General features: G+C 48.2%; 15 protein-coding genes. 6 read left to right on the top strand and 9 right to left on the bottom strand.

The features are described from left to right. Positions 1–37: 37 nt before the first annotated feature. Positions 38–850 carry an SDR family NAD(P)-dependent oxidoreductase gene (locus KNQ07_RS08250; protein ID WP_012369862.1) on the top strand — a complete coding sequence of 271 codons (813 nt, stop codon included), beginning with the start codon at positions 38–40 and terminating at the stop codon, positions 848–850. Between the two features lie 63 nt (positions 851–913). On the opposite strand, the gene KNQ07_RS08255 is transcribed toward KNQ07_RS08250, so the two are convergent. From KNQ07_RS08255 to rnz, 7 genes are read right to left on the bottom strand one after another with little or no spacing between them, the layout of a single operon-like run. Next, positions 914–1,288 (bottom strand): hypothetical protein, encoded by a 375-nt coding sequence (locus tag KNQ07_RS08255; protein ID WP_214766038.1) that lies wholly within the window; start codon positions 1,286–1,288, stop codon positions 914–916. Between the two features lie 32 nt (positions 1,289–1,320). Further along, positions 1,321–1,887: an ECF transporter S component gene (locus tag KNQ07_RS08260; RefSeq protein ID WP_214766040.1), complete on the bottom strand. Its 567-nt coding sequence runs from the start codon at positions 1,885–1,887 to the stop codon at positions 1,321–1,323. Further along, positions 1,878–2,843, bottom strand: coding sequence for an ATP-binding cassette domain-containing protein (locus tag KNQ07_RS08265; protein ID WP_214766042.1), 966 nt, complete (start codon positions 2,841–2,843; stop codon positions 1,878–1,880). Before KNQ07_RS08265 ends, KNQ07_RS08260 begins: the two co-directional genes overlap by 10 nt. Further along, entirely contained in the window at positions 2,806–3,504 is a 699-nt protein-coding gene (locus KNQ07_RS08270; RefSeq protein WP_214766044.1) for a hypothetical protein, read from the bottom strand. The genes KNQ07_RS08265 and KNQ07_RS08270 overlap by 38 nt, the downstream gene beginning before the upstream one ends. Next, the gene (locus KNQ07_RS08275; protein WP_214766047.1) at positions 3,482–3,892 is read right to left on the bottom strand and encodes a DUF4430 domain-containing protein; all 411 of its coding nucleotides are present in this window, start codon (positions 3,890–3,892) and stop codon (positions 3,482–3,484) included. The genes KNQ07_RS08270 and KNQ07_RS08275 overlap by 23 nt, the downstream gene beginning before the upstream one ends. After that, positions 3,889–4,785: a hypothetical protein gene (locus KNQ07_RS08280; RefSeq protein WP_214766049.1), complete on the bottom strand. Its 897-nt coding sequence runs from the start codon at positions 4,783–4,785 to the stop codon at positions 3,889–3,891. Before KNQ07_RS08280 ends, KNQ07_RS08275 begins: the two co-directional genes overlap by 4 nt. A 5-nt stretch (positions 4,786–4,790) precedes the next feature. After that, positions 4,791–5,696: a ribonuclease Z gene (rnz, locus tag KNQ07_RS08285; RefSeq protein WP_214766051.1), complete on the bottom strand. Its 906-nt coding sequence runs from the start codon at positions 5,694–5,696 to the stop codon at positions 4,791–4,793. 108 nt (positions 5,697–5,804) lie between these two features. Here rnz and KNQ07_RS08290 point away from each other — a divergent pair, with 108 nt between their 5' ends. After that, positions 5,805–5,984 carry a hypothetical protein gene (locus KNQ07_RS08290; RefSeq protein WP_012369854.1) on the top strand — a complete coding sequence of 60 codons (180 nt, stop codon included), beginning with the start codon at positions 5,805–5,807 and terminating at the stop codon, positions 5,982–5,984. Positions 5,985–6,041: 57 nt separating this feature from the next. Here KNQ07_RS08290 and KNQ07_RS08295 read toward each other — a convergent pair whose 3' ends face one another. Together KNQ07_RS08295 and KNQ07_RS08300 are read right to left on the bottom strand one after the other, a co-directional pair. Further along, positions 6,042–7,166 (bottom strand): M20/M25/M40 family metallo-hydrolase, encoded by a 1,125-nt coding sequence (locus KNQ07_RS08295; protein WP_012369853.1) that lies wholly within the window; start codon positions 7,164–7,166, stop codon positions 6,042–6,044. 228 nt (positions 7,167–7,394) lie between these two features. Beyond that, positions 7,395–8,348 carry an aromatic acid exporter family protein gene (locus tag KNQ07_RS08300; protein WP_012369851.1) on the bottom strand — a complete coding sequence of 318 codons (954 nt, stop codon included), beginning with the start codon at positions 8,346–8,348 and terminating at the stop codon, positions 7,395–7,397. A 78-nt stretch (positions 8,349–8,426) separates the two neighbouring features. Between KNQ07_RS08300 and KNQ07_RS08305 the strand changes: the two genes are divergently transcribed. From KNQ07_RS08305 to KNQ07_RS08320, 4 genes are all read left to right on the top strand, one after another. Continuing rightward, positions 8,427–9,512, top strand: a complete 1,086-nt coding sequence (locus KNQ07_RS08305; RefSeq protein ID WP_214766053.1) for an N-acetylglucosaminidase — start codon at positions 8,427–8,429, stop codon at positions 9,510–9,512. Positions 9,513–9,568: 56 nt separating this feature from the next. After that, a complete protein-coding gene (locus tag KNQ07_RS08310; RefSeq protein WP_214766054.1) occupies positions 9,569–10,504 on the top strand; it encodes a manganese-dependent inorganic pyrophosphatase in 936 nt (311 codons plus the stop codon). An 88-nt stretch (positions 10,505–10,592) separates the two neighbouring features. After that, positions 10,593–11,357, top strand: a complete 765-nt coding sequence (gene fadH / locus KNQ07_RS08315) for a 2,4-dienoyl-CoA reductase (protein WP_214766056.1) — start codon at positions 10,593–10,595, stop codon at positions 11,355–11,357. Positions 11,358–11,507: 150 nt separating this feature from the next. Further along, complete coding sequence (locus tag KNQ07_RS08320; protein WP_012369847.1) at positions 11,508–12,221, top strand: ZIP family metal transporter; 714 nt, start codon at positions 11,508–11,510, stop codon at positions 12,219–12,221. Positions 12,222–12,230 lie beyond the last annotated feature (9 nt).

Consider the following 12,230-nt stretch of genomic DNA (forward strand, 5'->3'; position numbering starts at 1 on the left):
TAGAGAATGAGTCATCAATTGAATGGAGGAGTATGATATGTTACGAAAAACCGCTTTGATTACAGGTGCTTCCGGTGGAATCGGTCTTGATTTGGCTGTTTTGGCGGCACGCGACGGGTTTGATTGTGTATTGATTGCCCGCAATGAAAAGAAACTGACGGAGCTTAAGCATGTCCTTGAAAAACGTTACCAAATCAAGGCTTATACATTCGCAGCCGACCTTTCAAAACCGGACAGTGTCTCGCGGATCCTCAGTTTCCTTGAGGAACATGAGCTGACGGTCGATCTGTTGTTCAACAATGCCGGTTTTGCGACATCCGGCCGCTTTGCAGAAATCGATCCGTCCGAAGATTTAAATTCCATCCATGTCAACGTCGTCGCCCTGACGGAACTGACGAAACGGTTGGTGCCGGGAATGCTTGACCGCGGATTCGGCCGGATCTTGAATGTGGCCTCTGTTGCTGCCTTCATGCCGGGACCTTACATGAGTGTCTATTACGCGACAAAAGCGTATGTCCTGTCGCTGTCCGAAGCACTCGCTTCTGAACTGGACGGTTCGGGTGTGACGGTCACCTGCCTTTGCCCGGGACCGACGGATACGAACTTTTTTGACCGTGCACAGATTACGTTACCTTTCAAAAGCATGCCGTCCCACCTCGTCGCCTTTGCCGGATACCGGGGAACGTTGAAAGGCAAACGGGTTGTCGTACCGGGAGCGAGCAACCGCGCCATGGTGACATTTGCAAAATTCCTGCCGCGCCGCCTTTTGACGGAAGTCACGGGACGCATTCAAAATCCGGATCAGCAACAACAAGAAACGCCGGTTGAAGAATTCGCAGTCTCCAACTGATCCAGACATTAAAAAAGACGTCCGTTCTTTCCATACCGGAAAAGAACGGACGTCTTCTTTGATTCAGTTCGGTTTCGGACGATGCATATGATCCGTCATCCATTTTTGAACATTTTTCGGAATCGAGGTGTAGCGGTATACATACCGAAGCGTGACGGCTCCCGTCACCATGACCAAATAACCGCTCGACAGGACTAATAACCAGGCGACAATCGACAAGAAGAGATCCGTTTCAAAAAAGAGATGCCCGACTAATCCGCCTTCTGCAGATGTAATCAGCATCGCTCCGGGAAAAATGGCTGCTGCCAGTAAATAAAATCCTGCATACCGCCCCCGAATCGTTCCCTTCAACAATAAAATACTCCCAAATGCCAGACCCAAACCAGCGATAAGTAACAACCCGACGAGATACGTTATGGACAGCGGCGAACTCAGCATCACGCTTCACTCCAATCGAATGGGATTACTTATCATTTACCCTTTTTTCCATCAAACGAGTGCAGAATCCGTAAAAAAATCGGATACAGCAACCAGATGAAAACAGCGTTCGAAACACCGTGCAACAAATCAAAAAAACCGCCTGTCAAAAGGAGTGTAAAAAACGCTTCCCGCGAAAAGTCCGTAAAGATCAAAAAACCCAAATTGCTGATCCATCCATAAAAAAAACCTGCCGCCAGTCCATAAGCCGTTAGAATCCACCGCGTCTGCATGCCCGGCAAAATACAGAAAAGACTGATGACCGAATAGGCAATGATTTGAAATAATACGAAAGGACCACTTCCTAAAAATAAACTCGTCAACACGACTACAAGCATCCCGACAATGGCGCCGGTGACCGGTCCTACACAGGCAGCGACCAAAAGGACCAGTGCCGTCGCCGGCTGGACGTTCGGAATACTCGCAAAAATCAGCCGTCCGACAATCGCTGCCGCTGTGACCAGCGCAATGAACCGAAGCATCGCCTCTGACATCGGACGCTTTTCAAAAGATAAAACAACTACACTAATGATGAGGACTGCTGCTCCGATCAGTTCCATTCGTATAACCTGCTTTGCTCGATGAAAGTCGAAGTTGGACCGTCAAAAGCAATTTCCCCCTGAACCAGATAGACGACTCGGGTCGCATAAAAAATCAAATCAGGATCGTGCGTAGCGAATACAATCAATTGATCCGGATGATCGAGCATATTTTGAATGAACGCAGACCGTTGCCGATTGGTTAATCCGGCCGTCGGTTCATCAAAATAACAGGCTACTTCCTTCCAGGAGAGCCGTTCCATCAATTGTTGTTTTTGTTCGGAAAACGTAGCGGTCGGCTCATCGAGAACAGGTGCAAGCGCCGGATGCGCCGGAACATAACATTTTTCGCCGGTCCGCTTGACCTTTCCATACAGCGGCCGTTCCACACCGAGTAACAGACGGAGCAAGGTTGATTTTCCACTCCCGTTGGCTCCGATCAGTGCCACCCGTTCCCCCAGGTGAAAGGACATTCGTTCAACCGACAAGGCATACTTTTCCTGTAACGGATAGCGGTGCCGGATGCGCCATATCTCATCGATGACCTTTCCTTTGACCGGTTCTATTCCATCCAGCTTTTCAAGCGGCTGCTGTTGAATGACGGAATAGGTGATATGGCAGGAAAAACGGCGCTCGATTTCCTCGAACAACAGCATCAGCCGGGTTTTGCGGACTTGATCTAAAAATAAAAACGGCTCTGCCAAGAAGATTTTTTCCGGTAAGCCGGACAAGGTATACCCGAGCGAGACCAGTTGCTGTTCCCCCGAGGATAATTCACTTGTCTCCCGGTCAAAGAAAGCTTCTAAGCCGAGTAACGTCGCCAGTTCTCCAGCGACGAACAGACTGGTTGTCGCCAACATATCGCGGACACGACCATGCAGCAGGCGATCCGGTTGAATCACTTCTGCCCCGGCCGCACGAGCCAGTTGTTCCAGCCGCTTACGTGACCCTGCTTCGTCGGTAATAATGGTAGGCATCGCGTACCCCTCCTTTCGAGAACATCAACAGTCCGGGTAACACTAAAGCGGCTACTACTGCTACAGGAGACCAGAAGGCAAGATACATTCCTGTAATTAAAAGCCCAATCATCCAATCAGAAAGTGTCAAACGCCGTAACGGACTGGGGACCGCTTCGACGGGCAACAGGTGGTACAGTGCCACCCGTTCCATCTTTTCTGTCAGCGGTTGTTTGGCATGGCTCATTTTCACTTCCGGCCACGTCCGGAGCAATGAAGGTAAGATCGCCAAAACCATTCCCGTCAAACGGGTCAGGCGCGGCAAAATACGGAATAACGGCCCCATTTGATCGAGCCGGACCAGGGTGAAGGTCAGTTGACTGGATGTCACGAACAACGCCACCGTCAGACCGGTCAACCAAATTCCGTATGGATCAACGGAAGCACCGACAAGCAAAGGAACATACATCATTCCGATATAAACCAAGGGTAAGGTTAAATAACGCAGGACACTCCATTGCCGGATCCACGTAAAGAACAGTAGATGTCCGCTCAAGACAATCAGAATGCTGACATGCGTCTGCAAAAAAAACGGGACCGATAACATCGCCACTAAAAAAAGAGCGACATTCAGTGGATGAAGTCGCTCCCGTTCCGCCTTACTGAAAATAAGCCATTGCATCTTTTTCAAATCGCCATTCCAGACGGTCGCCGTCTTTTAATTGATACGCCCCTGCCCCGACTTGTGCCGGTTTTTCATTGACGCCGAACACCCAGCCGCTGCTTGCTCCGGCTGATTTTTCACGGATGCCGTCAACGGCCGTCACGTATGCCATCTCACCCTTACCGGTTTTGACGACTGGAAGATCCGTTTCTTCTAACGCATCAAGTGCCGTCTCTGATTTCTTGAGACACATGTCTTTTTCATATAATGTCTTATCACTTGCATGATTGACGACCGATACTTCTACCAAACGTTCACACTTCTTTGATTCAGCAGCTTGATCTGTCGGTTGTTCCGCACATCCTGCCAGGAGGAGGACTCCCCCGATCAATATCCATTTTTTCATCGTACGACTCCTTTTCGTCTTGAGGTCTCAAAACTGTAATTGTATAAAAGTATGGTTTTTTCCCGTAACGATTGACCGTCAGAACGCAAGTACGTCAATCGAATCGCGTTGGCTAACACATCGTCTCCCGTGTTGACATACGGAATCAGTTCGCCTTGATCGTTAATCAAGAGAACTGTCGCATCCTGTAAGCTGAACGTTTCATACAACCCGTCCAAATCCATCTCGACATACGGAGTCTTCGATTCATGAAGAATCTGTTTGATGGATAACGTCTTCAATGTCTGAAACGAGGTTGAAGCATCAATTAATTTTTGATAATAAACCTCGAGCGAACGCGTCAGGACTTCTTCCCGGGGACGATACGTTAATGTGCCCGTCACTTCCTGATACGACACTTCGTACCGGATGAACCGTTTCGGACTTTTCGCAATCAACTCAAATGTCGCATTCCGCAAGTTACCTCCCTGATCAAATAACAACTGACTTTGTTCAAGTCGCAAAGAGTCATCTCCGATCCGCCGGTCAATGTGCGTCATCAGCGTATCAAAGGATTCATCCGTAATCGTGACCTGTCCCATTTGTTGCGTTTCTTCCCGCAGCGTAAACGTATCAAACGGTCCCATGATGAGCTGAAGCAGAAAAAAGAGGAATCCGAATAAGGCCATATATCGTTTGTACCGTGAATTTTTTTTCGGATGCAGGACAATCAGAAACAAAATAATGCCAAGCGGCAATTGAATATCGTAAACAGGAAACGACACTGATCCTAAGCAAGCATAAAAAACAAACTTCAGGTAAAGATATTGTTCTTTTTCCGTCCGTTTTTCTAAAAAGAAACCGAGCAGGATACTTGCTAACAGAAACAATGACCATTGGATAAGAAAGTCCATGTTGGTTACCCCTTAATCACGACAGATTGATGATCCGTCATGAGGTATGACTCTTCAAATACTTCCCGCGCCTCCGCTTCCAACCGTTGTTCCTGATCGACATACCGCGCCGAAATATGCGTCAACAACAGTTTCTTCGCCCCTGCTTTCAAAGCGATTTCAGCCGCTTGTCTGGCTGTTGAATGACCGAATCGTCCTGCATGGTCCTGTTCCGAATCGGCAAATGTCGCCTCGTGGACAAGAACATCGACTTTTTCCGCCAACCGAAGGCTTCCTTCACACGGTACCGTATCTCCTAATACCGCCAACTTGATGCCCGGCTTCGGTTCTCCGAGAAAATCCGTTGACTGATATTCCGTTCCCTCGAAAACAAACGTTTCCTCCTGTTTGATTTGTCGATAGAGCGGTCCTGAAGGGACACCCAGTTGTTTCAGCGCTTCAACGTGCAGAGCTCCTTTTTCTTCCTGACCTTCAATCCGGTAACCGTAGGCTAAAAAGCGATGTTCCAACGCTTCAACGTGAATGTGAAATCCTTCCTGCTCATAGGTCTGACCGGCTTCGACTTCAATGACATCAAGCGGATAACGTAAGTACGTACCGGTGATACGCAAAGTTGCCTCGAGCCATTCCTTGATTCCTTTTGGACCGAAAATCGTTAATAACGTCGTTCCTTCGAGTGCAGCCCGCGTACTGATGAAGCCGGGAAGACCGAAAATATGATCTCCATGCAGATGTGTAATAAAAATCGTACTGACTTTGCGCGGTTTAATCGGACTGTGCAACATTTGGTGTTGTGTCGCTTCTCCACAGTCAAACAACCAGGTCATTTTCGGATGTAAGAGCGCAATCGCAGACACATTCCGTTGTTTGGACGGCATTCCTGCACCGGTCCCTAAAAAATAAAATTCCATCTTTTTCCCCTTTTCGTAAAATTAGCATTTTTTATACATAAAATACACCTTTCTCGGTCCGAAGCATGCTAAAATGGGCCTATACTGATTCGAAAGGTGGTTTTTTCCATGACCAAAATCGAACGGACTTATGCACGTGTCGTACAAGCTGCTCGTTTATTGAACGAGAACTATCGGCAACAGTACGGAAAATCGATTCAACTTCAAGAAATCGCAACGACTTTACTCTGTACCGAGGAACTCATTCTGGAGTCGATGGAATTTTTCGAACGTCCTCAATTAACTTAATCGTAAACGAACAAAGAGTGTACCGCAATGTCGCGGTACACTCTTTTTAGTCTGTCATCATTTATTTGTGATGTAATCGACTAACGTCACGCACAATTCTGCTGTTTTCACGAGTTCTTCAATCGGCATTTTTTCGTTCGTTGTATGGATGTCTTCATAGCCGACAGCCAGGTTGACAGTCGGAATACCGAAACCGGCAATCACGTTTGCATCTGATCCCCCGCCAGAGTGCAAGAGACGTGGTGTCCGACCGAGTTGTGTAATCGCTGCTTTCGCAACCTCGACAACTTGATCACCGTCTTCAAATTTGAAACCAGGATACATGACTTTAACTTCGACTTCGGCACGTCCGCCAAATTCAGCGGCAACCTCTTCAAACGCCGCTTTCATTTTCGCTGTTTGAGCTTCCATTTTAGGCGCAACGAGCGAACGGGCCTCGGCAAAGATTTCCACGTAATCACATACGATGTTGGTCGATGGACCACCACCGCTGAAGCGTCCGATATTTGCTGTCGTTTCTTCATCGATGCGGCCGAGCGGCATTTTGGCAATCGCTTTTGCTGCAATCGTGATGGCCGAAATTCCTTTTTCAGGTGCCACACCGGCATGAGCGGTTTTACCGTAAATTTTGGCATTTACTTTCGCTTGGGTTGGTGCAGCCGTAATGATGTCTCCGACTTTACCGTCCGAGTCCAAAGCAAAACCGTAATCCGCATCAATCTTCGAAGGATCGAGAACCATAGCGCCGACTAAGCCTGATTCTTCCCCTACCGTAATGACGAATTGAATTTTCCCGTGCGGCTGGTTCGTTTCGTTTAAGACATGGACCAGTTCGATCAACGAAGCAAGCCCCGTTTTATCATCTGCCCCAAGAATCGTCGTTCCGTCCGTCTTCACGTAACCGTCCTCGATGATTGGTTTGATTCCCTGTCCCGGGAAAACCGTATCCATATGGGAAGTGAAATAAATTTTATCGACGCCGTCTTTTGTTGCCGGAAGCGTGATGATTAAGTTGTTCCCTTTATGCTCGGTTTTCGATGAAGCGTCATCTTCGAATACGTCACACCCCAGTGCCGTAAACGTCTCTTTCAAATGGGCACAAATTTGTGCCTCTTCTTTTGATTCCGAATCAATCTGGACCAGTTCTAAAAAGGTGTCGAGCACACGTTGCTCATTAACCATGTTGCATTCCTCCTCATTTTTTCAGTTCATCTAGCGCTTTTTTAGTATACCATCTATAGGCAGATTTGCACTTCGCAAGCGTTGTTTGTACAATGGCTATAATCAATGGAAGTATGAAAGGAGCGGTCTTGCTATGGCAAAACCATCAAAACAACAACGAATCATTAAGTGGACGACGATTACGATTTTGACGATTTTCCTGCTCGGCACCTTTGCCTCGACAATGTTTTACCTCTTCTGATTGACGAATCGTTGCTTTAATTGCAAATACTGCTCTGCTTCCTGCAACATATGCAGTAATGCGGACCGGACTTCAAACTCATCCCGTGTCTTCGGGAGCGGTGACTCGCGAAACTCTTCGAGCAGTCGTTCGAGTTCCGCTAAAAATAACGTTGCGTCGGCATCGGGTCGGACATTGTCACCAATTGTCCGGAACAGGCCGGCGACTTTTTTTCCTTCTTCTACGACGAGGACAAGATCATCGACGTTGCGGACGATTCCGTTTAATAATTCAAACTGTTGTTCACGCATTCGGAAATACAGGTAGTCTTCATCATCATTCCGTCGGCCGATGGCATTGCCCATCCGTTTCAGCGAAGCATCCTTTCCTTCCTTCAACAGCCGTTCCGTCTCGTGCAGTGTCAACGAATGCCGATTGATCCATCCCGTTTCAATCGCGGCTGCGACTTCAAAGAACAAGGCGGCAATCCGTTGATCGATCTGCAACCGTCGCTCGGCAATCGTCCGGTCGAGACTCGGCATATACATGTTCACGAGTAGTCCTACACCGACACCGATCAGCAGCAAATAAATTTCGTTTAAAAAGATGGCCAGATTCAATTGCTGTGCGACGTAAAGATGGGTGAGAATGACGACACTCGTGATAAAACCGTCCTGCAGGCGGAGGCGTTGCGTCAGTGGAAGAAATAGAATGAAATAAAGTGCAATTGCAATCGGACGGTAGCCGATGACTTCGAAGATGACAAAACCAAGTCCAATCGCGAGAATGGACGCCATGATCCGTTCATATGACGACCGAAATGATTTTTTTCTTGTCGCTTGAATACTCAAAATGGCGATGATGGCTGCAAAGACGTAGTAATCCAGTTGCATCTTTTCCGCAATCCACATCGCCAGTGCCGCTGCAACAGCGGTTTTTAACGTTCGATATCCGATAAACACAGACTTCCCTCCATTCTTTGTTAGGTTACCTATTCTTTACCCAGGTTGTCGATTGATTTTTTTGAAGGACGTGATTTTTTGACTAAACGTACAATTCGCCCCGCCCGCCCGGTCCGTCGAACGGGTTCTTTCAAGGGGCTTGTCTTCTTTTTCTTACTCGGTTGCGGATTGTTCCTGCTGTTACGGGAGAAACCGCAAACCATTCTTCCTCCGGCTTCTCCTTATGTTGCGGAATTATATCGGGACGGGAAAGTCATCCGGGAAGAAGAATTCGATTCTGCCGAAAAAGCGAAGGCCTTTATCGACGGACGCCGCGGGGCCGTCAAACGGACGGCGGATGAACGTTATATCTATTTGACCGGCAGCGGGATCGGCATCGTCAAGCCGAATCAGACGCTGAACATCTACACCGACCGCGCTCTAAAAAAACGACATACGTATATCGCCCCCGGCAGCCGTCTTTCCCTGCTTGCGTACACAGATTCCGTCAGCCGGGTTGAAATTGCCGGTCTGACCGGTTACGTTGCTTCCGATCGGCTGACTCTTTACCCGCTTGAACAATCCAGTAACCGGTCCTATTATGAAAAGCAAGGCGATCGTCTGTTGCATTACATCGTCGCCGATGCCGGACTCGGCGGTTTGATCACAGCCGGGGAAGCACCAGCGTCGTTAGATGACCGAACGATGCAGTACGTTGAATCGAAAACACTAACGCAGGATTTACGGAAACCGACCGCTTTGACAGCGAAACAACTCGATGCCTACATTAAAAAAAATGCTCCCGACAGTCCGTTGATCGGGAAAGGAAAGACCTTTAAGCAAGTTGAACGCACCTATCGAATCAATGCGGCTTATCTGCTTGCCCATGCGATTCACGAGTCCGATTACGGACGGTCGGATATCGCAAAAGACAAGTTCAATCTGTTTGGCGTCAATGCAACGGATATTGCTCCCGGTCAAAATGCGACGGCCTATGATTCGTTTGAAGACTCGATCCGGAAAACAGGCCGCTTCATTGCCCGCGACTACCTTTCGAAAGACGGGAAATACTACCGCGGTCCGTTTCTTGGAAACAAGGCACGTGGAATGAATGTTTTTTACGCATCCGATCCGTATTGGAGCGAAAAAATCGCCGGCATCCTCTTGAAAATGAACGCCGTCTAAAACGGACTTATGGTACACTAATGGGCGAGACATCAATCATTTAGGAGTGAATACACATGGAAAAAGTTTTAGTATTTGGTCATAAAAATCCGGACACGGATACGATTGCATCGGCAATCGCCTATGCCGAATTAAAAAAAGAGCTCGGTGTTCATGCTGAAGCCGTTCGTCTTGGTGAAGTCAACGGGGAAACACAATTTGCCCTCGACTACTTTAAAGTCGCTCGTCCCCGCCTCGTAACGGAAGTATCAAAAGAAACAAAACACGTCATTCTTGTTGACCACAATGAACGTCAACAAAGCGCGGATGACATCGATGCCGTCAAAGTAACGGAAGTCATCGACCATCACCGGATTGCCAATTTCGAGACATCTGATCCGGTTTATTACCGTGCGGAACCAGTCGGTTGTACGACGACGATCTTAAACAAAATGTACAAAGAACACGGTGTTGCAATCAAACCGGAAATTGCCGGTTTGATGTTGTCAGCCATCGTTTCCGACTCCTTGTTGTTCAAGTCGCCGACATGCACGGAGCAAGATGTGTTAGCCGCACGTGAACTGGCGACGATTGCCGGTGTCGATGCCAACGTTTATGGTCTCGACATGTTAAAAGCAGGTGCTGATCTATCGAAGAAAACCGTCGATGAGCTGATCTCACTTGATGCAAAAGAATTCTCAATGGGACCATTCAAAGTCGAGATTGCCCAAGCAAACACGGTCGACACGGCAGAAGTCTTGCTTCGTCAAGAAGAGCTCGAAACGCGGATCGAAGCCTTGATTGCCGAAAAAGATTTGGATTTATATATGTTACTCGTTACGGATATCCTGACGAACAATTCGGTGGCGCTCGTCCTCGGACCTGAAGCATCACTTGTCGAACGGGCCTTCGGACTTGAAGCGACGAACCATCTCCTTTATCTCGAAGGTGTCGTTTCACGGAAAAAACAAGTTGTTCCTGTCTTGACAAATACGGCAGCAGCTGTCGAATAATTTCTGTCCAAAAGAAGGAGTTTACTCCTTCTTTTTTGAATACTTATATTGAATGGCTATTCATTCAGTTTATAAGGGGGTTTTGGAAATGGCAAAAACAGTACTTGTCACAGGTGGTACGAGCGGAATGGGGAAAGCGATGGCGATCGCTTTAAAAGAGGCCGGGTGGAATGTCGTCGTGACCGGTCGGAATGCCGAGCGGTTGCAGCAAACCGATCAGGATTTACAAGCGATTGGTGGACACCACAGTGTCATTCAAATGGACGTCCGGGATCCGGATGCCTGTATCGCTGCTGTCAATCAAACCCGACAACAGTTTGGACAACTGGAAGCCCTCATCAACAATGCTGCTGGTAACTTCATCTGTCCGACGGACGAACTCTCACCGAACGGATGGAAAACGGTAATTGATATCGTCTTGAACGGGACATTCAACTGTTCCCATGCCCTCGTCAAAGGCTGGCAGGAAGACAACGTATCGGGCGGACAAATCTTGAATATCGTTGCCTCATACGCGTGGCAGGCAGGTGCCGGTGTCGCACCGAGTGCTGCGGCAAAAGCTGGTGTCCTGAACCTGACACGAACACTTGCTGTCGAATGGGGATACAAATACGGAGCCCGCATCAATGCAATCAGTCCGGGACCGATTGAACGGACCGGCGGCGCCGATAAACTTGCCATGTCACCGGAACATGCGGAACGGATTCGCCGCAACGTCCCGCTCGGCCGATTCGGCACACCGGAAGAAATCGCCGGACTAGCGACCTGGATGTTGTCCGATCAAGCGAGTTATTTAAATGGGGAATGTATTGCCCTCGACGGCGGGCATTGGTTAAATAAACAACCGTTTTGATCATACAATACGCCTCTCGCCTTTTCAGCGAAAGGCGTTTTTCCTTGTTTCCGGATTACCTTTTCTGCTTTTTTAACTAGCTATGTTTATCAATCATTTTTTTAGGAAAATAGTAATACAGATAGGGAAAGAGCTAAGGAGGATGTTTACATGGGAATCGCTTTTATGTGGGGGGCCATCGCTGGAGGAGCCGTCGTCATCGGAGCTTTGATTGGTTTGTTTCTCCCTCTTAAACAACGGTTGATCGGATACGTGATGTCGTTTGGAACAGGGATTTTAATCGGGGCGGCAACGTTTGAGTTATTGGATGAAGCCCTAAATAAATCCACGACGAAGATTGTCGGCATCTCCTTCATCGTGGGGGCACTCGTGTTCACTGCTTTTGATATGTTTGTTTCCTCACGTGGGGCCAGTAAACGAAAACGCTCATCCGGCGGAAACGAAGGGACAGGAACTGCCATCTTTTTCGGAACGATTCTTGATGCGATTCCGGAATCGATCATGATTGGTGCCAGTTTATTATCGGGAAATGTCAGCGCCGCGCTTGTCGCAGCCATTTTCGTCAGTAACATCCCGGAAGGTTTGTCGAGTACGACCGGCTTACAAAAAGACGGTTTCTCGAAGAAAAAAATCCTGGTCATGTGGGGAGTCGTCTGGTTGATTTCCGCGCTCGCCTCCCTTGCCGGGTATTCGATTTTATCAGAATTGCCGGATATGCAGTTTGCGATGATTGGTGCTTTTGCCAGTGGCGGTATCATTGCCATGCTCGCTTCAACGATGATGCCGGAAGCGCATGAGGAAGGCGGAGCCATCGTTGGTCTGTTCGCTTCTCTCGGCCTGATTACAGCTGTCATCTTAAGTTAACGAACAGGG

This window comes from Exiguobacterium sp. s145 (assembly GCF_018618835.1).
Lineage (GTDB): Bacteria > Bacillota > Bacilli > Exiguobacteriales > Exiguobacteriaceae > Exiguobacterium_A > Exiguobacterium_A artemiae.